The following is a 19991-nucleotide window of genomic DNA, read 5'->3' as shown; positions in this document are numbered from 1 at the left end:
GCGGCGGTCACAGGGTCGCCGTCGTGCCCTCCCCCGAACCGCTCCCCGCGAGCCACTGGTCCCAGCTGAGGTTGAAGGCCGCGTACCCGTTGTCGGCCGGAGCCTTGGCGCGCGGTGAGCCCGTGATGGTGACGGGGTCGCCCTGCTTGACCTGGCCGTAGAACCACTTGGCGTCGGCCAGCGACAGGTGGACGCAGCCGTGCGAGCCACGGGCGGAGCCGCTGCCCGGGTTCGGGTCACCGGTCGAGTAGTGGACGTACGTGCCGGACTGGGTCAGGTGGACGTCCCAGGGCAGCGTCAGGTCGTAGTAGTTGGCGCTGCCCTTGTTGCAGCTGATGCCGACGCTGCAGGAGGTCATGTGGACCTTCTCCTGCTTGTCGATGACGGCCATCGTGCCGTTCCAGGTGGGGTACTCGGCGCTGCCCGCGTTGATCGACAGCGTCCGCACGGCCTGGCCGTTCTTGGTGACCTTCATGGTGTGGCCGGTGACGGAGACGTCGGCCCGGACGTCGTCGCCGACCGTGAACGAGTGCGTGTAACTGTGCACGCCGTAGCGGCCGTTGCCGTTGCTGACGCCCTTCATGTCGGCGTCGACCTTCACCTTCGTACCGGAGGGCCAGTACGTCTTCGGCCGCCAGTCGGCGCGCTTGTCGCCGAACCAGTGCCAGGCGCCGGCCACCGGCTGCGAGGTGCTGACCTTCATGTGCTTCTCGACGGAGGCGCGCGCCTTGGCCGCCACCGGGTTGGTGAAGACCACCGAGATCGGCATCGCCACACCGACCTTGGCGTCGCTCAGCGGAGTGATCGTCTCCAGGAGCATCGGCGGGCCCTTCGGCTTCGCCGGTGAGGGCTTGGCGCTCGCGCCCGGCTTCCCCGCCTCCTTCCCGTCGTTCCCGCCCGCTGCCTTGTCGCCACTGCCGCCGCCGCAGGCGCTCGCGCCCACCAGCACCGCGACCGTCACGAGCGCGATCCGTATTCCGCCCTTGCGCCGTCCCACGACCTGCCCCACTCTCCGATTCACCCCATGCCCCCCATCGGGCCCAGCTCCCTGTCAGACATCCACACGGCTCCGGCAGTTCCGCGGAGCCATGTAAAGCGTGTTCCAAGACTGCGGCCGCCGAAACGTCCTGGCGGCGGCTCACCGCACAGACGGATCAACGTGCGAAAAGGGGTCCCCCGACGGCACCGGATCGGGGACGATGGTTTTTCGACCTCGTCGCCCCACCGACCAGTCGCCCCACCGACCAGGAGGCCAGCATGCTCCGCGGTATCGACGTCAGCTCCTACCAGTCCACGTTCGACACGGATGGTCTGTCGTTCGTCTTCATCAAGGCGACGGAGGGGCGTTCGTACGTCAATCCGCGCCTGACCTCGCAGACGAAACTGGCCCGTGACGGGGGCTGCGTCGTCGGGTTCTACCACTTCCTGTGGCCGGGCAACCTCACGGCCCAGGCCGAATACTTCGTCAGCAAGGCCCCGGAGAAGTCGGGGGAGCTGCTCGCCGTGGACTGGGAGACGACCGGGGAGGGCACCCACGCGAGCAACGCGGAGAAGGACCGCTTCATCCGCGAGGTGAAGCGCCTGCGCCCCCATCACCGGGTCCTGCTCTACACGAACAGGAATTTCTGGCTGAACGTGGACACGACGTCCTATGCGGGTGACGGGCTCTGGATCGCCGACTACACGACGTCGGGCAAGCCGCGCATCAAGGCGGAGTGGCGTTTCCACCAGTACACCGACAGCCCTCACGACAAGGACGTCGCCGATTTCACGAGCAAGGGCGCGCTGCGGGACTGGGCCACCCCGTGACGCGCCCTCGCACCCGGTGACTCAGACTCAGGCGCGCCACTCCGCCGTACGCCCCGGGGACGCCTCGGCCAGGGCCTTCCTGACGGTGTCCGCGTCCGCCGCGAGGCCGTAGACGGGGGTGCCGGGCTGCTGGCGCCAGGAATCGTCGAGGCCGCCCGTGTCGACCGAGTCGAAGCCGATCCCGTCGAGCAGGCCGCGTACGACCGTCTTGGCCGCCTCGTCGTCGCCGGCGACGGGCAGGGCGATGCGCTCGGCGTCGCCCTTGGGGCGCGGCTTGTCGAGGAGGTCGTGGGCGTAGGTGCCGTTGAAGACCTTGACGACCGGGTGGCCGATCTGGAGCTCGGTCCAGCGGCTCTCGGGCAGGCCCTCCTCGATGGCGGCGATGCGGCCGTCGCGCTGCTGCGGGTAGTAGTTGCCGGTGTCGATGACGGTGACGCCTTCCGGCGCGTCGTCCAGGAGTCCGTCGGGCAGGCCGGGGACCGACTTCATGGGGACGGTGACCACGACGACGTCGGCGCCGCGGGCCGCCTCGGCGACGGTGACCGGCGTGGCACCGGTCTCCTCGGCGAGGTCGCGCAGGGTCTCGGGGCCGCGCGAGTTGGCCACGGACACGTCGTGGCCGACCGCGGTGAAACGGCGGGTGAGGTTGCCGCCGATGTTGCCGGCGCCGATGATGCCGATCTTCATGTCGTGCCCTTCCGGATGTGCGTGCGGGGTGACACGGCGCTCAACCGGTGGTCCCGCGGACGTATTCCGGACCGCCGCCATTCGGGTCATCCCGGACCAAGAAGGCGTCGGACACATCTGGACACGTCTAGTTGTGGCGGGCCAACTTGCCCTGCATCACGGCGAGTTCCTCCCGGGCCGTGCGCTCCGCGGTGTCCTCGTCGCCCGACACGACGGCGTCCACCAGCGCGGTGTGCGCCTCCTCGCCGTGGCCGGCCTCCGCGGCGCGGACGTCGACGAGGGCGAGCAGGTCGATGAGGCCCTGGCGCAGGGCGGGCGCGAACTCGGCGAAGAGGTCGGTGAGTACGGGGTTGTGCGCGGCGGCCACGACCGCCGCGTGGAGCGCGATGTCGGCGTCCACGAACGCGGCACCGCCCTCCTGCGCCTTCGCCCTGCGCACGTCGAGCGCGCCGCGCATCGCCGCGACGTCCTCGGGGGTGCGGCGGCGTGCGGCGAGGCGCGCGGCCTGGACCTCCATCAGGACGCGGACCTCGTAGACGTCGGCGACGGCCGCGGCGCGCAGCCGGGCGGGCCAGTCGTCGACGGGCCGGTCGGCGGTGACGAAGACGCCCGCGCCCTGGCGGGCCCGGACGAGTCCGGCGCCGGCGAGGGCGCGCAGGGCCTCGCGGACCGTGGAGCGGCCGACGCCGAGTTCCTTGGCGAGGGTCGTCTCGCCGGGCAGCTTGGTGCCGACCGGCCAGTGCCCCGACGCGATCTGCTCGCGCAGCCGCTCGGCGGCCTGTTCGACCAGGGGGCTGGGACGGAGCGCACCGAGCGCCACGGGAATCACCTGCTCTTCTTTGAACACCGCATGCGACACCGCATGTGAATACGGCATGTGAACACCGCTGCTCGTCTTGAACACCGCGCGAACGCGGAGACTTTATCCCCCGGCCGCGCCGGACTTTCCCAAAGTACTTGTCTGAGGACCTGAGCTGTGACTAGCCTACTGCTCATGATCTTCTGCGGTCTCCTTCTTCTCGGCTGCCGCGGCGGGGCCTGACGCGACCGGCACCCCGCCGCGGGATGCCGTGCTGCCGGTCGTCGTCCGACCGAGCCGAAGGACACGTCACCCCATGACCACCGCCTACGACTGGAACCCGCAGCAGCCGGGCCCCATGCCGTACCACCGCTACCGCCCGCACCACGACCGCGTCGACGTCCCCGTGCGGGAGCGGAGCTGGCCGGGCGCCCGGATCGAGCGGGCGCCCCTGTGGGTCCCCGTCGACCTGCGCGACGGCAACCAGGCGCTCGCCGAACCGATGGACACCGGCCGCAAGCGCCGCTTCTTCGACCTGCTCGTCCACATGGGGTTCAAGGAGATCGAGGTCGGCTACCCGTCCGCGAGCCGTACCGACTTCGACTTCGTACGCCACCTGGTGACGTCGGGCGCCGTCCCCGACGACGTCACGCCCGTCGTCTTCACGCCCGCGCGGCGCGATCTGATCGAGCGCACCTTCGCGTCGATCGACGGCCTGCCGCGCGCGGTCGTCCACCTGTACATCCCGACCTCCCGCGTCTGGCGCGACGTCGTGCTCGGCCGCGACCGGGCGCAGGTGCGGGAGACCGTACGGGACGCCGCCGCGCACATGGCGCGCCTCGCGGACGCCCGGCCGGGCGCGCACATCCGCTTCCAGTTCGCCCCGGAGACCTTCAACGTCACCGAGCCGGACTTCGTCCTGGAGATCTGCGACGGCCTGACCGAGCTGTGGGACGCGAGCCCCGACCGGCCGGTCACGCACAACCTGCCCGCGACGGTCGAGATCGCGACACCGAACGTGTACGCGGACCAGATCGAGTACATGCACAGGAACCTGTCCCGCCGTGACTCGGTGATCCTTTCCGTGCATCCGCACAACGACCGCGGCACGGGCGTCGCCTGCGCCGAACTCGCGGTCCTCGCGGGCGCCCAGCGCGTCGAGGGCTGCCTCTTCGGCAACGGCGAGCGCACCGGCAACGTCGACCTGGTCACCCTGGCCATGAACCTGTACGCACAGGGCGTCGACCCGATGCTCGACTTCTCCGACATCGACGCCGTACGGGAGGTGGTCGAGCGCTGCAACCGGCTGCCCGTCCATCCCCGCCACCCCTACGGCGGCGACCTCGTCTATACGGCCTTCTCCGGGACGCACCAGGACGCGATCAGCAAGGGCCTCGCGCATCACGCGGCGTCCGCCGCCGCGGCCGGGGTCCCGGCGCGGGAGGCCCGCTGGGACGTGCCGTACCTACCCATCGACCCGGCCGACGTGGGCCGCAGCTACGAGGCCGTCATCCGCGTCAACTCGCAGTCGGGAAAGGGCGGGATGGCCTATCTGCTCGGCACCCACCACGGCGTCGACCTGCCGGCGAGGATGCGGCCCGAGTACGCGCGCGTGGTCCAGGAGGCCACGGACGACAGCGGGCACGAGGCGAGTCCGAAGGACCTGTACGAGCTGTTCCGCGCGACCTATCTGGAGCCGGGGCGCGGCGCCGGGCACGTGTCCCTGACGGCGTGGTCGACGGACGGCGAGGGGCAGGCGCACCGGTTCGTGTGCACCCTCCAGGTGGGCGACCGGACGGGCGACTTCGAGGGGCGGGGCGGCGGGACGCTCTCCGCGTTCGTGGACGCGCTCGCCGCGGCCGGGGTCGGCGTCGACGTCGTCGATTTCACCGAGGACACGCGCGGCGAGGAGGCCACCGCGTACGCACAGTGCCGGGTCGACGGCGTGACGGCGTGGGGCGCGGGCCGTGACCCCTCGCCGCTGGTGGCGTCGGTCCAGGCGGTCCTGGCGGCCGTGAACCGGGCGGTGACGGCGGCGTAGCGGAGCGGGGGCGCCCGCCGGGACTTCCGGTGGGCGCCCCCGCGAGGACGGTCGGGCCGGGCTACTCGCAGGTGCCCGCGAACGTCTTCCTGGTCACGACGTCGGTCGCCGCGGCGCTCGTGTCCAGCCACGCGATCCGCTGGCCGTCACCGAGGGACGGGGCCAGCTGGGCGACGGAGGAGCACGAGACGCGGGTGTAGACACCGGTCCCCGCGACGATGTCCGCGGTCCTGGCGACCTGCGCCTTCATCGGTCCGGTCCAGGAACCGATCGCGCCCCAGGCGTCGTAGGACGCATACGCGAAGTAGTCGTCGGTGACCGAGAACTGGGCGATGTACGCGCTCGACGGCTTGCTCAGCTTCGCCGCCTTGGACAGGTCTCCGAGCGGCGCCGACATGAACTTGGTGCTGGGGATCAGGAAGCCGCCCGTCTCACGCCAGAAGACACGGTCGGAGGTGATCTGGAGGTCCGAGACGTAGCTGAACAGAGGGCTGGCGATCCGCTTGCTCTGCGTGGTGCCCGTGGCGATGTCGTATACGTACACCCAGGTGCCGTCACCACCGGCCCAGGCGATCGTGCCGTGCTTCATGGCGAGGTGCGCGGCCTTGGTGCCGGCCTCGGGCGTCACGTCGACGGTGGTGCCGTCGGCCTTGCGGAGCATGACGTCCTGCTCGCCGTCGGCGGTGGTGCGGATGTAGGCGAGCGCCCCGTGGTCGGTGACCGGCTCGGTCTCGTCGGCGTCCGGGGTGTCGACGATCTTCCTGATCGGGCCCTGGCCCTTGTCGCCCGCGCCGTAGACGCCGATGCCGTCGGCGGTGATCCGGGTGAAGACGATCCGGCCGCCGTCGAGGGACGGGTCGAGCAAGTAGGCGTCTTTCTGGGCGAGTTCGTGCTGGTGCTTCTTGTCGAAGCGGCCGACGGTGATACCGAAGCCGGCCGACCCCGCGCCCCAGGCGACGGCGTCGCCGTGACCGATGGCGTAGACGTCGCCGTCGATCTGCGCGGCCTGCTCGTCGACTGCTCCGCCGTAGACCTCGTACGCGGGCAGCACGTTGCCGGCGAGCGTGGTGGCGTCGTGGGTGCCGCCCTTCTGCTCCCAGCCCCGCTCGATGCCGTGGGCGTCGAAGGCCTTGGCGATGGTGGCGAGGTCGGCCTTGGAGACCTTCAGGGACTTGGCCGCGAGGGTGACCGCGTTGCGCATGTCGGTGAAGCCGGACAGCGGCGTGAGGTAGTTCTGCGCGGAGCGGTAGACGATGCGGTCCGCGAGCTTCGGGTCGAGGTTCTTGCGGATGTCCCACAGGGCGCCGCCGACGATGGTGGAGTTGTAGTGCACTCCCCCGTTGCCGATGTCCAGCGTGATGGGCTCGTGGTCCCGAGCGTACGACTGGGCGGAGCGGTGCCGTTCCGCCAGGTCGCCGACGAGCGACTCGACCCGATGCAGCGCGGCACGGCGGGATTCGAGGAGCGGTCCGAGCGCGAGGACGGGTGGGCGGCGCGGTAGCGGACGGTGCCGTCGCGGTGTTCGACGCTGGCGAGGCCGCGTTCCACGAGGAGGCCGAGGGCGCGGACGATGTCGTCCGGCACGGTCCCCGGGCCGGTCAGGGCGGCCGGTTCGCTGTCCGGCCGGTCCACCAGAAGCCGGTAGACGGCGTCCTCCTCGGGGCCGAGCCCGAGGAGGGTGAGCAGCGAAGCGTCCGCGAGTCCCGGCACCTCGGGCGCCGGGACTCGCGGACGTGACTGGGGTCTCAGCGCTCAGGCCTTGCTCAGGTTCGCCCAGAACTCGTCGAACGAGAGGACCTTGTCCCCGTTGGCGTCCTGCCGGGCGATGAGCGCCTCGGCGACCGACTCGGTGACGTTGAAGTCGCCCATCTGAGCCATCGCGCTCTTGTACTCGGCCGCCGTGATGAAGCCGTCGCCGTCCGCGTCGAACCGCTGGAACGCCTTGCGTGCTTCCTCGATGTCCGCCACCGGGTCCACCCCTTCTTGCTGTAACACTGACGGGGGTCAGATTAACTGGCTGTACGAGCGCGCAGTGCGGCGACCACCCAAGCCAACTCCTCGTTGTGCCGGGGCAGCGTTTCCAGGCCCCGCACCAGGGACACCAGGTCCCGGAACCGGGCCACGTCGTTGTTGGCCGCGGCCTCCATGCGCTCCAGTACGGCGGCCAGGTCGGCGTCGGCGCCGAGCAGGCCCCGCAGCACCTCCTTCGCCGCCGGCGACTCGGGAGCGATGCCGCGCTCCCGTGCCTCCCCGGCGAGCTGCACCAGGCGGCTCATGAACCACAGCGAGCTGCCCGGCGGCACGTCGGGCCCCCGGTCGGCGGCGTTGAACTCGATCATCCTGCGCATGTGCGCCCGGAAGTCCGGGTCCTGCATCAGCTCGGCCAGCTCGACCCACGCGTCGACCTGCGCGGCCGTCGGGTCGTCCGGCAGTTCCGGAACCATGACCCGCATCCGGGTGCGGATGTCCGGGTCGGCGGCGTCCAGGCCGCCGAAGGTCTGCTCCATGAAGTCGTCGACGATGTGCTTGCGCTCGGCGGCGCTCAGGCGTGCAAGCTTGTTCATCAGGGCCATCTCCTCTGCGCTCGAGTTCCTCTTCGCGACGGTCGACAGGACGGCCCGGCTCAGCCGCAGCGAGCGGATCTGCGCGTCCAGCGCCGCCACGTGCGCTGCGGCCACGGTCGCGATGTCCGACTCCCCCTCCACCACCCGCCGTACGTCGTCCAGGCCCAGGCCCAACTCCCTCAGAGTGCGGATGAGTTCGAGCCGGGCGAGAGACTGGGCGTCGTACAGGCGGTAGCCGCCGGAGCTGCGTCCGACGGGCGGCAGGGCGCCCACGTCGGACCAGTAGCGGATGGTGCGCACCGACAGGCCGGTGCGCCGGGACAGCTGCCCGATGGTGAGCAGCCGCGGGCCGTCGTCGATCATGTGGAGGAGTCTGGACCTTCCAGCGGGTGGAGACTCAAGCGAGCCGAGGGGAAACGTCATGCCGGGCACTGTGCGGGACATTCTGGACGCCGCGGCGCGAGGAGTCTTCCCCCCGCCGGACGGGGGCACGACGGTCGTGCCGCAGGCGGATCACCGGGACGCCGGGGTGCTGTCCTTCACCGCCCACTCCGTGGTGTTCACGGACGAGGACCCGGAGTGGGTGCACGAGACGCTGCACGGCCTGGACTGCGATCCGCTGGCGGCGACGATGAATCCGCGGTTCCTCGGCGCGCTCATGGAGCGGACGGGGCGCCGTCATGACACGACGGACCTGCTCACGGTGGCCCCGGCGCTGCCGGGCGGGCCGCCGCTGGCGCTGAAGGAGATCGCGGACCCGGACCACCCGCGGGTGGTCCGGGCGCGGGTGCGCCGCGACGACGTGCGGATGTGGGCGGCGGACGGCGGGGTGCTGGTCCTCGGACGCGGCGTCGCGGGCCGCTGGGAGACGGCGGTCGAGGTCGACGAGGAGGCGCGCCACCGGGGCCTCGGCCGGCTCCTGGCGGTGTCCGCCCGGCATCTGGTCCCAGGCGGCAGGCCGGTGTGGGCCCAGCAGTCCCCGGGGAACGCCCGCAGCGTGCGGGCGTTCCAGGCGGCCGGTTACCGTCCCGTCGGCGCGGAGGCGCTGTTCATCGCGCCCCGGTAGGTCTTGTCCTAGGGTCTTTTGTTCGGATCAGCCCGGCATGATCCGAACGAGAGGCCCTAACGGAAGATGCCGGTGTGGCCGAGCGAGTAGCGGCCGGGCTGCGGGTACACGGCCAGGCCGTGCGGGCCGGACCCGACGGGGATGCGGGCGATCTGCTTCCCCGTTCGCGTGTCGATGGCGTACACCTCGGCGTTGTAACGGCCGGACAGCCAGAGGATCTTGCCGTCGGCGGAGACGCCGCCCATGTCGGGGCTGCCACCGGCCGGCAGCGCCCACTTCTTGGTCAGCTCGTTCTTCGTGAAGTCGAAGATGGAGATGGTGCCTTCGTCGCGGTTGGAGATGTACATCTCGCGGGAGTCCCTGCTGACGTAGAGGCCGTGGGCGCCCTTACCGGTGGGCAGGAGCTTGGGGGTGGTGAACTTCTTGCCGTCCAGGATCCAGACGCCGTTGGCCTTCATGTCGGCGATGTAGAACGTCTTGCCGTCCGGGGAGATCTTGACGTCCTGCGGCATCGCGCCCGCGAAGGGCAGCCGCTCCTGGGCGACGACCTTCATCTTCGCCGTGTCGACCTTGAGGAGCTCGCCGCTGAACTCGCAGGAGACGATGAAGTACCGGCCGTCGGCCGAGAAGTCGGCGTGGTTGACGCCGTAGCAGCTGACGGGCACGGTCTTGAGCGGCTTCATGGTGTGCGGGTCACGGAAGACCAGCTCACGGTCGAGCGAGGCCATCACGATGGCGTACTTGCCGTCGGGCGTGAAGTAGAGGTTGTACGGGTCGTGCACCTCCACCGTCTTCCCCGCCTTGCCTGTCTTCGGGTCGATCGGCGTGAGCGTGTTGCCCTTGTCGTTGTTGACCCACAGCGTCTTCATGTCCCAGGACGGCACGACGTGCTGCGGCTCGCCGCCGACCGGGATCGTCTCGATGACTTCGTACGTCTTGGGGTCGATGACGGAGACGGTGTCGGACTCGCTGTTGGGCACGTAGATGCGGGACGGGAAGTCCTTGACGACCGGCGACAGCTTGTTGGGGCGGTCGGCGGCGTAGAGGTCCTTGGGGTCGAGGACGGGTGGCATGCCGGGCAGGCTCTGCACGACCGGCTTCGCCTTCGGCTTCGGCTTGACGGCCTTGACGCCGTGCGTGCCGAGCGCCTCGGTGGCCCGTTGCTTCTTGGCGTCGGTGCCGCAGCCCGCGAGGGCCGCGAGGACCGTGGCGGCGGCGATCAGTGCGGCGGTGGTACGGGTGCGGCGGGGTGTCATGTCAGCAGCTCCGTGGTGGTCACCGCGGCCAGGCCGCGGCGGTCGAGGTCTTCCAGCAGGGCAGGGAGCGCAGCGACCGTGTCCGCGTAACCGAAGTGCAGGCTCACGACCGAGCCTTCGCGGATCTCCGAGGTGACCTTCCGGGTCACCTCGGCGGCGCCCGGCGAGGTGAAGTCGAGGGAGTCGACGTCGTACGACAGGACGTGCGGGTAGCCGGCCGTGCGGGCCAGGCTCTCGACGAGCGGGGTCGCCCGCTGGGTGCGCGAGGGCCGGAACCAGGTGCCGATGGAGCCGGTGAGCCGGCGCAGGCGGTCCGCGCAGCCGGTGATCTCCGCGCGTGCCTCGGCCTCGGACATCGTGTTGATGTCGCGGTGGTTCAGGGTGTGGTTGCCCAGGTCGTGGCCGCCATCGAGGATGCGCCGGGCCACGGCGGGGTGCTCGTCGAGCCAGGTGCCCACGGCCAGGACGGTCACCTTGGCGTGGGCCCGCTCGGCCTCCTTGAGGAGCGCGTACGCGATGGCCGGGTCGCCCTGGCCGTGAAAGGTGAGGGCGACGCGGGGGTGGTCACGGGGGCCGTGGTCGATCTGGACGGGCTGCCCGGGGAAGCGGCGGGGTGCCGGGGCGGCCGGGGCCGCGCGGGCGGGGTGGGCCGGGCTCGCGGGGTGGGCCGGGCTCGCGGAGTGCCCGGCGGCCACCGGGTCGCGGGCGGTGGTGGAGCAGCCGGTGGTGAGGGCGGCGGCGGTGAGTCCGGCGCCGAAGCGGAGGGCTCCGCGGCGGTCGGTCGTGGTCACCCGCCCCATTTAAGGACGATAAGGGACAAAAGGTGCTTACCGACCCGAGGGTCTTAACGAATACTGGACGGGGGCATAAATAAATCTTCATTTACCAGGCCCGTGGCCCACATCACCGAGGATTCATTTGGCCTGAGGGGCCGAGGTCTGCCATAGTCGGGAACACGACCCCCATTGACCCGGGCTCGGTCGTCAACAGCGGCCGTGGATAACACCCCCCACCTTCCACGGCGCTCCACGAAAGCCCCCGCGGCGCCCCACAAGGCGAAAACGGGGGCTTTCGTGCACCCCCGGCCAGCCACACTCAGCGGTCGGCGACCCGCATCTCGAACCAGGTGGTCTTGCCGCGCGGCAGCAGGTCCACGCCCCAGCGATCGGAGAGCTTGTCGACCAGGCAGAGCCCGCGTCCGCTGATGTCGAGTTCATGGACGGGCATCAGACAGGGGAGGCCGCGCGAGGGGTCCCGCACCTCGACCCTGATCCAGCCGCGCCTGCGGACCATGCGTAATCCGAAGATCCTGGCCCCCGTGTGCCGCACCGCGTTGCCGACGAGTTCGGAGACGAGCAGCACGACGTCCTCGGTCATCTTCGGGGAGAGCCCCCAGTGCCGCAGGACGACCACCTGGGCGAGCCTGCGCGCGGTCGCCGCCGACTCGGGTCGCGACGGCAGCGGGACCTCCGCCTCGGCCGGATTCCCGAACAACTCCAGTGCTTTCAGAGCCCGTTCGTCCTCAACCGCAGGCGACCAGCGCGCCGCGGTCGCACTCCCGTGCCTCCGCGGTTGTTCGATACCCTCCAGCCCCGCCATGCCCCCATCATGGCTGCCCAGAGCGGGTTCCGGGGCCGTTCCTGCCGAATAAGCCCCCCGGAACCTTCCATTCCGGGGGGACGGTTTGGCATATGACACTGACAGTTAGACCCTTGCCGCATGCCCGCTGAGCTGCGACGATCGCCCGATTCGGCCAGATCACCGACCGCGGCGTCCCCGACGCCCTTAAGGTTCCCTTAAGGCTGCGATAAACCGCTCCAACGAGGGACGGCGGTGAGACGTCCCGCCAACTGCGAGTGGATCAGGGGAAGTTGATACGGGTCATCTCCGCGAGCTTTGCGCACCCGCTAGAGGAACTTGGCCTTGCCCGGGCCCTCCTCGACGAAGCTCCGCATCCCGCGCTCGCGGTCCTCGGTGGCGAACAGGCCCGCGAACCAGTTCCGCTCGACCGCGAGACCGGTGTCGATGTCCGTCTCCAGGCCCACGTCGATGGACTCCTTCGCGGCGCGCAGCGCGAGCGCCGGCCCCTTCGCCAGCTTCGCGGCCCAGGCGTGCGCCTGCTCGTAGACGTCCGCGGCGGGCACGACACGGTCCACCAGGCCGATGGCGAGGGCCTCTTCGGCCTTCACCTGGCGGCCGGTGAAGATGAGGTCCTTCGCCTTGGAGGGGCCGACCAGGCGCGCGAGGCGCTGCGTGCCGCCCGCGCCGGGGATCAGGCCGAGCAGGATCTCGGGCTGGCCGAGCCTCGCGTCGTCGGCGGCGATGCGGAAGTCGGCGCACAGCGCGAGTTCGCAGCCGCCGCCGAGCGCGTAGCCGGTGACCGCGGCGACGACCGGCTTGGGGATGCGCGCGACGGCCGTGAAGGAGTCCTGCAGGGCGCGGGAGCGCACGATCATGGCCGCATGGTCCATGACCTGCATCTCTTTGATGTCCGCGCCCGCGGCGAATGCCTTGTCGCTGCCGCGGACGACCACGGCGCGTACGTCGTCGCGGCGCGAGGCCTCCTCGGCGAGTTCCTTGATGCGGTCCTGGGTGGCGACGTCCAGAGCGTTCATCGGCGGCCGGTCGAGCCGGATCGTGCCGACGCCTTCGGCGACTTCGAGGTGGGCAGTCATGGACAGCAGGTTAGTGCGCGTTAACGGGAGAGGCCCGGTGCACTTGGTCACAGTGCGCCGGGCCTCTCCATGTACGGGCGGGTCAGGCCTTCCACTTCTCCCAGGACATGTTCCAGCCGTTGAAGCCGTTGTCCGGGGCCACCGTCCGGTCCTGCGAGTTCTTCACCTCGACGACGTCACCGATCATCGAGCTGTTGAAGAACCAGGCCGCGGGCACCTTGCTGTCGTAGCCGCCGCGCACGTCGCGCAGGCCCACGCAGCCGTGGCTGGCGTTGTAGTTACCGAAGGCGCCGCCGCCCCAGTAGTTGCCGTGGATGAACGTCCCGGACGTCGTCAGGCGCATCGCGTGCGGCACGTCCTTGATGTCGTACTCGCCGCCGTAGCCCACCGTTTCGCCGTTCATACGGGTCACCGTGAGCTTCTCGCTGATGACCATCTGGCCGTTCCACGTGGAGTAGCCCGGCTTGCCCGTGGTGATCGGGACCTTCTTGATCGTCTTGCCGTCGCGCTTCACGGTCATCATGTGCGTCTTGGCGTCGACCGTGGAGACCTGGCTGCGGCCGATCGTGAACTTCACGGTCTTGGCCTGCTTGCCGTAGACGCCCGGCCGGCCCTCGACGCCGTCGAGGTTGAGCTTGACCGTCACCTCGGTGCCCGCGGCCCAGTATTTCTCGGGGCGGAAGTCGAGGCGGTCGTTGCCGAACCAGTGGCCCTCGACCGGCACGGACGGCTCCGTCTTGATCTCGATGGCCTTCTCCACGTCCTCCGGGTGCGTGATGCCCCGCGTGAAGTGGACCGAGAACGGCATGCCGACGCCGACCTTCGAGCCGTCCTCCGGCGTGAACTGGCCGACGAACGTGTTCTTCGGGACCAGCGTCGTGAACGCAACGTCCTTCGCGGACTCGCGGCCCTCGGAGTCCTTCGCGACCGCGTGCACCTTGTACTTGGTGGAGGCGGCCAGGTGGTGGGCGGGGGTCCAGCCGGCCCCGCCGTCCACGATCTTGCCCTCGACCGGGTTGCCCTTGGTGTCGGCGACCTTCACCTCGGTCAACTTGCCCTTGTCGGCGGTGATCCGGAGGTCACCGCTGGTGGCCACGCCGTCCGCACCGTCCTTGGGTGCGATGGCGACGACGGCCTGGGACGGCTTGTTGGTGTCCGCCTTGCCCGAGTCGCCGCCCTTGCCGTCGCTGCCCGAACCGCTGCCCCCTCCGCCACATGCCGTGGCCAGCAGCAGAGCGGCCCCCAGCAGAGCCGCCGTTATCGGTCGTCGCCCGTTCACGATCTTGATCTCCCCTCGCGCAAGGCCGGTCAGGCCCCCACCCCAGCGCGTCCTGGCGCGCACTGCGAAAGATAACCACACGACCTGCGGTTATGGATCCCCACGTATGTCACCGTTCAGTCCCAACTGGTGGGGCTTTGAGGGGGCATGGGGCAGGGCGCGGGGCGGGGGGCGGGTTGGCCGGCCGCGCGGGGATCAGCCGGCGGCGGAGCCCGCGGTCCAGTCCTTCCAGTTCATGTTCCAGCCGCCGAGGCCGTTGTCGGGAGCGACGGTCTTGTCAGTGCTGTTGACCACTTCGACCACGTCGCCGATGAGAGTGCGGTCGAAGAACCAGGCGGCGGGTGTGTCCGATGCGTCGGCGTCGCCGGCCTTCACATCGGGCAGCCCCACGCAGCCGTGGGTGATGTTGCTTTCGCCGAAGGCGTACTTCGTCCAGAAGTTGCCGTGCAGGAACGTGCCCGACGTCGTCAGCCGGATGGCGTGCGGCACCTCGGGGACGTTGTACTCGCCGCCGAACCCGACGGTGCGGCTGTCCATCCGGGTCACCTCGAGCATCTCGCTGACGACCATCTTCCCGTTGTACGTGGGCGTCTTGGCCGCCCCGGCGGTGATGGGGAGGGTGTCGAGGAGTTCGCCGTTGCGGCGTACCTCCATCGTGTCGTCGGCCGCGTCCACCGTGCTGATCTGGCTACGGCCGATGGTGAAGCCGATCTTCTTGTGCTGGATGCCGTAGACGCCGGGGGCGCCCTCCACGTCGCGCAGCCCCAGATCGACCGTCACCTTCGTGCCCGGCTCCCAGTAGGCGCGCGGCCGGAAGTCGAGGCGGGACTTGCCGAACCAGTGCGGGGCGATGTCCACGGCGGGCTTCGCCGTGACGTGGATGGCTCGTTCGACGGCGGCACGGTTCTCGATGGGCCTGTTGAACTCGAGCGAGACAATCATGCCGGTGCCTACGGTGGAACGGTTCTCCGGCGTCATGTAGCCGACGAACCGCTTGTCCGGGACGGACGTCGTGAAGGTGGTGTGGCGGGCCGAACGGTGGCCGTCCTCGTCGACCGCCACCACGTCCACGGTGAACTTTGCGGCGCCCGCGAGCCGCCGCGCGGTCGGCCGCCATCGCGTACCGTCGTCGTCGATCCGGCCGGGTACCAGGGTCTCCTGTCCGTCCTGGAACTTCTTGACCTTGACCGATTCCAGGCGGCCGTCCGGCAACTTCACCTCCATCGGCCGATCGGTCCGTACGTTCTTCGCCCCGTTTGCCGGGACAACTCTGATCGCTTCCTCGGGGGACCGCGGCTTGCCGAACAGAGAGTCGGTGGCGCTGCATCCGGTGACTCCGGTCAGCACCACCGCCCAGGTCAGTACGGCGGCCAGCGCGGCCCCTGCGCGTCTCACATCAGTTCTCACGCCTGCTCAACGACCGTCACCCCGTCGGGGAAACGTGAGTGCGACCCAAGCTCTGGGCAGAACACTGGGGAGGACGACGCGACGGGGAGCCGCGGCCGGGACGCCGCACGCCCTTCCCCTGCCGGTGGCGCCGGCCCGACCGAGCCGCGGGAGGCATGACAGGTGGCGAGCGCACCCGAGCAGGAGGCACCACAGGATGCCCTGGTGGAACGGCCCGCGGGGGTTCCGCAGGCGCGCTCCGCGACCGGAAGGAAGGGCCGCCGCACGAGAGAGCGGCCGCCGCCCGTCGAGCCGGTGTGGCCGGGCGCCCCGACCCCGCTGGGCGCGCGCTTCCGGGTCGGACCCGACGGCACGGCGGGCACCAACTTCGCGCTCTGGGCGGGCGGCGCCGAGTCGGTCGACCTCTGTCTCTTCGACGAGGCGGGCCGCGAGCGGCGCGCCCCGCTGACCGAGCTGACGCACGAGATCTGGCACGGCTTCGTACCGGACGTGCTGCCGGGGCAGCGGTACGGGTTCCGCGTGCACGGCCGCTGGGACCCGTGGACCGGCGCCCGCTGGAACCCGGCGAAGCTGCTCCTCGACCCGTACGCGCGCGCCGTGGACGGCGACTACTCCACTTTCGGCCTGCCGCCCGAGGTGTACGGCCATGTGCGCGACTGGCCCGAGCAGCACGTGGCCGACACGGTGCGAGACGACCGGGACTCGGCGCCGTTCGTCCCCAAGGGGGTGGTCGTCCACGACGACGCGCCCGACGACGAGTGGGCCGACGACCGCCGTCCGAAGACGCCGTGGGCGGACTCGGTGATCTACGAGCTGCATGTGAAGGGGTTCACCAAGCTGCACCCGGGGATCCCGCAGGAGTTGCGGGGGACGTACGCGGGGCTCGCGCATCCCGCGGCCGTGGAGCATCTGGTGAAGCTGGGGGTGACGGCCGTCGAGCTGCTCCCTGTGCACCAGTTCGCCCACGAGGACCACCTGCTGCGGCGCGGACTGCACAACTACTGGGGCTACAACTCCATCGGGTACTTCGCCCCGCACGCGGCGTACTCGGCGTCGGGGACCGGCGGCCAGCAGGTCGGCGAGTTCAAGCGGATGGTGCGGGCGCTGCACGCGGCCGGGATCGAGGTCATCCTCGACGTGGTCTACAACCACACGGCGGAGGCGGGCGGGCTGGGCCCGACGCTGTCCCTGAAGGGCATAGACAACCGCGGCTACTACCGCCTCCAGGACGACGCGCGCCGGTACGCGGACTACACGGGCTGCGGCAACACCCTGCACGTCGTGCAGCCGCACGTGCTGCGCCTGCTGACCGACTCCCTGCGCTACTGGGTGACGGAGATGGGCGTGGACGGGTTCCGCTTCGACCTGGCGGCGGCGCTCGCCCGCTCGATGCACGACGTGGACATGCTGTCGCCGTTCCTCGCGGTGATCGCGCAGGACCCGGTCCTGCGGCGGGTGAAGCTGATCGCGGAGCCCTGGGACGTGGGCTCGGGCGGCTACCAGGTCGGCGCCTTCCCGCCCCTGTGGACGGAGTGGAACGACCGCTACCGCAACGCCGTACGGGACTTCTGGCGCGGCGCCCTGCCGGACGTGCGGGACCTGGGCTACCGCCTGTCCGGGTCGAGCGACCTGTACGCGTGGGGCGGGCGGCGCCCGTACGCGTCGGTCAACTTCGTCACCGCCCACGACGGGTTCACGCTGCGCGACCTGGTGTCGTACGGCCGCAAGCACAACGAGGCCAACGGCGAGGGCAATCGCGACGGCACCGACGACAACCGCGCCTGGAACTGCGGCGTGGAGGGCGAGACGGCCGACGAGGACGTACTCGCCCTGCGACGGCGGCAGTTGAGGAATCTGCTGACGACGCTGCTGCTGTCCACCGGGGTGCCGATGCTCGTCGCCGGTGACGAGCTGGGACGCACGCAGGGCGGCAACAACAACGCGTACTGCCAGGACAACGAGATCAGCTGGGTGGACTGGTCGCTCCTCGAAGAACCGGGCTGGCGGGCCCTGTCCGACCTCACCTCGCGGCTCATCGCGCTGCGGCACGCGCATCCGGTGCTGCGGCGGCGCGCGTTCTTCTCCGGGCGCGCGCACTCGGCGGACGGGCTGCGGGACCTCGCGTGGTTCACGGCCCGCGGCACGGAGATGACGGAGCGGGACTGGTACGCGCCGGCGGCGACGCTCGGGATGTACCTCTCCGGGCGCGACATCCCGGGCCGCGACGCGCTGGGCGCGCCCGTGACGGACGACAGCTTCCTCGCGGTCCTGCACGCCGGGGACCGCCCGGAGAGCTATGTCCTGCCCGGCGGGCCGTGGGCACGCGCGTACGAGGTCGTGGTGGACACGTCGCTGGAGGGGCAGCGGGACGCGCCGGCGGTGACGCACGCGGCGGGGGCGGTGATCACCGTGCCGGGCCGGACGGTGCTGCTGCTGCGGGTGCTGCCCTCCGACAACGGGGAGGGCCCCAGCCGCTAGCCGAGGATCTTCCGGTCGTACGCCACGGCGACCGCCGCGGCCCGGTCCTTCACGCCCAACTTGCCGTAGACATGGGTGAGATGGGTCTTCACGGTCGCCTCGCTGATGAACAGGACGCGGGCGATCTCCTTGTTCGACGTGCCCTTGGCGACCAGGGCGAGGACCTCGCGCTCGCGGGCCGAGAGGGGTTCGTCGGCCGGGGCGGCCGGGGTGCGGACCGCGGTGACCAGACGGGAGGCGACCGCCGGGGACAGCACGGTGCGGCCGTCGGCTGCGGCGCGTACGGCCGTGAACAGCTCCTCGCGCGGGGCGTCCTTGAGGAGGTAGCCGGTGGCGCCCGCCTCGATCGCGGGCAGCGTGTCCGAGTCCGTGTCGTACGTGGTGAGGACGAGGACGCGGGAGCGGGCGCCCCGGCGGGTGAGTTCCTTGATGGCGTCCACGCCGTTCCCGCCGGGCATGCGCAGGTCCATGAGGACGACGTCCGGGTCGAGGCGGGCGGTCAGTTCGACGGCCTCGACGCCGTTCGACGCCTCGGCGAGGACCGTGAAGTCGCCGGCCGACTCGAACATGCCGCGCAGGCCGTCCCGTACGACGGGGTGGTCGTCGACGATCAGCAGGGAGATGACGGAGTCACTGGTCATGGCGCACCAACGGTACGCGAGCCGAGACGGCCGTGCCGCCGCCCGGCTCCGACTCGACCGTCAGCGCGCCCGCGATGCGTTCGGCGCGGGCCCGCATCCCGTCGAGGCCGAAGCCGCCGGTACCCGTGCGGGCGGGCAGCTCCAGGGGGTCGAAGCCGCGGCCGTCGTCGCGTACGTCGAGGGTGACCTCGCCTGCCATGTAGGAGAGCGTGACGCCGAGCCGTCCGGCGTGGGCGTGCCGCCCCGCGTTCGACAGGGCCTCCTCGGCGATGCGCAGGAGGGTCGCCTCGATCTCCTCGTGCAGCTGCTCCGTGGTGCCGGTGACGGTGAACTCGGCGCGTACGCCGGTGCGCCGGGACCACTCGGTGACGGTCTTCTTCAGCGCCTCGGGCAGGGAGGCGTTCTCCAGGGCCGCCGGGGAGAGGTTGTGCACGGAGCGGCGGGCCTCGCCGAGGCTGTGCCGGGCGAGGTCGGCGGCGCGGTCGAGGTGCTGGCGGGCCTGGGCCGGGTCGGCGGTGCCCGCGACGACCTGGAGCTGGGCGATGATCCCCGTCAGGCCCTGCGCGATGGTGTCGTGGATCTCGGCGGCGAGGCGGCGGCGCTCGTCGGCGACGCCCGCTTCCCGTGCCTGGACGAGGAGTTGGGTGTGGAGCTGGGCGTTCTCGTCCAGGGCCTGCTGGAGCGCGGTGTTCGTGCGTTCCAGTTCGGCGATGGTCTCGATCTGGATGCGGGCCTGTTCCTTCTCCTTGTTGTTGATGTGGCCCATGAACCCGACCAGGACGGAGTTGACGGCCAGCAGCCCGCCGAACAGGACCCAGCCGGCCGAGTTGTCCGGCGGCAGGCCGCCGGACTGGGAACCCGCCACGACGACGATCGCGGCGAACAGGCCCGGCCTGACCTGGCGGCGCGGCAGCAGGCGCTCGACGTCGAAGTAGCCGCAGGCCGCGTAGAACACGTAGAACGGGTTGATCAGGGAACCGACGAAGGCGATGGCCCAGCGGACCCAGTAGTAGAAGACACCGGCGGGGGTCGGGCCCGGCCTGGTGCGCATGGCCCGGCTCCACCACAGCTGGAGGGCGAGCGCGCCGGCGGACAGGGGCCAGAAGACGTACCAGTCGGTCCGGTCCATGCCGACGACGTCGGCCGTCGCGACGGACAGGACGACGCCGACGACGAGCAGGCCGAAGGGGCCGTAGCGGTGGAAGTTGGCCCAGCGCTCCGCGACCGTCCTGGCCGCCTCGGCGGCTGCGCTGCCCTGGTCCGTTGCCGTCGTCATGCACCCAGTCTGC

The 19991-nt window shown here is 70.7% G+C and carries 20 protein-coding genes; 6 read left to right on the top strand and 14 right to left on the bottom strand.

Annotation, left to right across the window (positions count from 1 at the left end):
* Positions 1-7 precede the first annotated feature (7 nt).
* A complete protein-coding gene (locus AC07EJ_RS09495; protein ID WP_389478325.1) occupies positions 8-997 on the bottom strand; it encodes a L,D-transpeptidase in 990 nt (329 codons plus the stop codon).
* 260 nt (positions 998-1257) lie between these two features.
* Here AC07EJ_RS09495 and AC07EJ_RS09490 point away from each other — a divergent pair, with 260 nt between their 5' ends.
* Positions 1258-1809, top strand: coding sequence for a glycoside hydrolase family 25 protein (locus tag AC07EJ_RS09490; RefSeq protein WP_478884013.1), 552 nt, complete (start codon positions 1258-1260; stop codon positions 1807-1809).
* A gap of 27 nt (positions 1810-1836) precedes the next feature.
* On the opposite strand, the gene AC07EJ_RS09485 is transcribed toward AC07EJ_RS09490, so the two are convergent.
* Positions 1837-2577: an NADPH-dependent F420 reductase gene (locus AC07EJ_RS09485; protein WP_393584900.1), complete on the bottom strand. Its 741-nt coding sequence runs from the start codon at positions 2575-2577 to the stop codon at positions 1837-1839.
* A 46-nt stretch (positions 2578-2623) separates the two neighbouring features.
* A complete protein-coding gene (locus AC07EJ_RS09480) occupies positions 2624-3316 on the bottom strand; it encodes a FadR/GntR family transcriptional regulator (RefSeq protein WP_478884054.1) in 693 nt (230 codons plus the stop codon).
* A gap of 295 nt (positions 3317-3611) precedes the next feature.
* Here AC07EJ_RS09480 and leuA point away from each other — a divergent pair, with 295 nt between their 5' ends.
* On the top strand, positions 3612-5336 hold the full coding sequence (leuA, locus tag AC07EJ_RS09475) for a 2-isopropylmalate synthase (protein ID WP_478884012.1): 1725 nt from the start codon (positions 3612-3614) through the stop codon (positions 5334-5336).
* A 61-nt stretch (positions 5337-5397) separates the two neighbouring features.
* On the opposite strand, the gene AC07EJ_RS09470 is transcribed toward leuA, so the two are convergent.
* Positions 5398-6669 carry a M4 family metallopeptidase gene (locus tag AC07EJ_RS09470; RefSeq protein WP_389478320.1) on the bottom strand — a complete coding sequence of 424 codons (1272 nt, stop codon included), beginning with the start codon at positions 6667-6669 and terminating at the stop codon, positions 5398-5400.
* On the opposite strand from AC07EJ_RS09470, the gene AC07EJ_RS09465 reads away from it, so the two are divergent.
* Both AC07EJ_RS09465 and AC07EJ_RS09460 read left to right on the top strand, forming a co-directional pair.
* Positions 6664-6837 (top strand): hypothetical protein, encoded by a 174-nt coding sequence (locus tag AC07EJ_RS09465; protein WP_389478319.1) that lies wholly within the window; start codon positions 6664-6666, stop codon positions 6835-6837. The genes AC07EJ_RS09470 and AC07EJ_RS09465 overlap by 6 nt on opposite strands.
* Before the next feature lie 17 nt (positions 6838-6854).
* Complete coding sequence (locus tag AC07EJ_RS09460; protein WP_389478318.1) at positions 6855-7073, top strand: hypothetical protein; 219 nt, start codon at positions 6855-6857, stop codon at positions 7071-7073.
* Positions 7074-7088: 15 nt separating this feature from the next.
* Here the strand turns inward: AC07EJ_RS09460 and AC07EJ_RS09455 are convergent, their stop codons facing one another.
* Together AC07EJ_RS09455 and AC07EJ_RS09450 are read right to left on the bottom strand one after the other, a co-directional pair.
* Entirely contained in the window at positions 7089-7304 is a 216-nt protein-coding gene (locus AC07EJ_RS09455) for an EF-hand domain-containing protein (RefSeq protein WP_389478317.1), read from the bottom strand.
* A 41-nt stretch (positions 7305-7345) separates the two neighbouring features.
* On the bottom strand, positions 7346-8263 hold the full coding sequence (locus AC07EJ_RS09450; RefSeq protein ID WP_389478316.1) for a helix-turn-helix domain-containing protein: 918 nt from the start codon (positions 8261-8263) through the stop codon (positions 7346-7348).
* Between the two features lie 58 nt (positions 8264-8321).
* Between AC07EJ_RS09450 and AC07EJ_RS09445 the strand changes: the two genes are divergently transcribed.
* Positions 8322-8966, top strand: a complete 645-nt coding sequence (locus AC07EJ_RS09445) for a GNAT family protein (RefSeq protein ID WP_389478315.1) — start codon at positions 8322-8324, stop codon at positions 8964-8966.
* Between the two features lie 56 nt (positions 8967-9022).
* On the opposite strand, the gene AC07EJ_RS09440 is transcribed toward AC07EJ_RS09445, so the two are convergent.
* From AC07EJ_RS09440 to AC07EJ_RS09415, 6 genes are all read right to left on the bottom strand, one after another.
* Entirely contained in the window at positions 9023-10222 is a 1200-nt protein-coding gene (locus AC07EJ_RS09440; protein ID WP_389478314.1) for a YVTN family beta-propeller repeat protein, read from the bottom strand.
* Positions 10219-11022, bottom strand: a complete 804-nt coding sequence (locus AC07EJ_RS09435) for a polysaccharide deacetylase family protein (RefSeq protein ID WP_389478313.1) — start codon at positions 11020-11022, stop codon at positions 10219-10221. The genes AC07EJ_RS09440 and AC07EJ_RS09435 overlap by 4 nt, the downstream gene beginning before the upstream one ends.
* A gap of 295 nt (positions 11023-11317) precedes the next feature.
* Positions 11318-11821, bottom strand: coding sequence for an ATP-binding protein (locus AC07EJ_RS09430; protein WP_165914622.1), 504 nt, complete (start codon positions 11819-11821; stop codon positions 11318-11320).
* 308 nt (positions 11822-12129) lie between these two features.
* Positions 12130-12897: an enoyl-CoA hydratase/isomerase family protein gene (locus AC07EJ_RS09425; RefSeq protein WP_389478312.1), complete on the bottom strand. Its 768-nt coding sequence runs from the start codon at positions 12895-12897 to the stop codon at positions 12130-12132.
* Between the two features lie 82 nt (positions 12898-12979).
* Positions 12980-14176 (bottom strand): L,D-transpeptidase, encoded by a 1197-nt coding sequence (locus AC07EJ_RS09420; protein ID WP_389478311.1) that lies wholly within the window; start codon positions 14174-14176, stop codon positions 12980-12982.
* Positions 14177-14371: 195 nt separating this feature from the next.
* The gene (locus tag AC07EJ_RS09415; protein WP_389478309.1) at positions 14372-15571 is read right to left on the bottom strand and encodes a L,D-transpeptidase; all 1200 of its coding nucleotides are present in this window, start codon (positions 15569-15571) and stop codon (positions 14372-14374) included.
* Between the two features lie 174 nt (positions 15572-15745).
* Here AC07EJ_RS09415 and glgX point away from each other — a divergent pair, with 174 nt between their 5' ends.
* Entirely contained in the window at positions 15746-18061 is a 2316-nt protein-coding gene (gene glgX, locus AC07EJ_RS09410) for a glycogen debranching protein GlgX (RefSeq protein ID WP_478884011.1), read from the top strand.
* Here glgX and AC07EJ_RS09405 read toward each other — a convergent pair.
* Positions 18058-18702 carry a response regulator gene (locus AC07EJ_RS09405; RefSeq protein ID WP_389478305.1) on the bottom strand — a complete coding sequence of 215 codons (645 nt, stop codon included), beginning with the start codon at positions 18700-18702 and terminating at the stop codon, positions 18058-18060. The two genes, glgX and AC07EJ_RS09405, sit on opposite strands and share 4 nt — an antisense overlap.
* Complete coding sequence (locus AC07EJ_RS09400) at positions 18692-19978, bottom strand: sensor histidine kinase (RefSeq protein WP_389478303.1); 1287 nt, start codon at positions 19976-19978, stop codon at positions 18692-18694. The genes AC07EJ_RS09405 and AC07EJ_RS09400 overlap by 11 nt, the downstream gene beginning before the upstream one ends.
* Positions 19979-19991: the final 13 nt, after the last annotated feature.

The organism is Streptomyces sp. NPDC045026 (genome assembly GCF_056432625.1).
The sequence above is the reverse complement of the archived record's forward strand: the minus strand, read 5'-3'. Positions and strand labels throughout refer to the sequence as shown.

Bases quoted from the DNA above. Each gene is read 5' to 3' on its own strand.
- AC07EJ_RS09490 (WP_478884013.1), top strand. From the start codon at position 1,258: ATGCTCCGCGGTATCGACGTCAGCTCCTACCAGTCCACGTTCGACACG.
- AC07EJ_RS09485 (WP_393584900.1), bottom strand. From the start codon at position 2,577: ATGGCGGCGGTCCGGAATACGTCCGCGGGACCACCGGTTGAGCGCCGT.
- leuA (WP_478884012.1), top strand. From the start codon at position 3,612: ATGACCACCGCCTACGACTGGAACCCGCAGCAGCCGGGCCCCATGCCG.
- AC07EJ_RS09450 (WP_389478316.1), bottom strand. From the start codon at position 8,263: ATGATCGACGACGGCCCGCGGCTGCTCACCATCGGGCAGCTGTCCCGG.
- AC07EJ_RS09445 (WP_389478315.1), top strand. From the start codon at position 8,322: ATGCCGGGCACTGTGCGGGACATTCTGGACGCCGCGGCGCGAGGAGTC.
- AC07EJ_RS09440 (WP_389478314.1), bottom strand. From the start codon at position 10,222: ATGACACCCCGCCGCACCCGTACCACCGCCGCACTGATCGCCGCCGCC.
- AC07EJ_RS09435 (WP_389478313.1), bottom strand. From the start codon at position 11,022: ATGGGGCGGGTGACCACGACCGACCGCCGCGGAGCCCTCCGCTTCGGC.
- AC07EJ_RS09430 (WP_165914622.1), bottom strand. From the start codon at position 11,821: ATGGCGGGGCTGGAGGGTATCGAACAACCGCGGAGGCACGGGAGTGCG.
- AC07EJ_RS09425 (WP_389478312.1), bottom strand. From the start codon at position 12,897: ATGACTGCCCACCTCGAAGTCGCCGAAGGCGTCGGCACGATCCGGCTC.
- AC07EJ_RS09405 (WP_389478305.1), bottom strand. From the start codon at position 18,702: ATGACCAGTGACTCCGTCATCTCCCTGCTGATCGTCGACGACCACCCC.
- AC07EJ_RS09400 (WP_389478303.1), bottom strand. From the start codon at position 19,978: ATGACGACGGCAACGGACCAGGGCAGCGCAGCCGCCGAGGCGGCCAGG.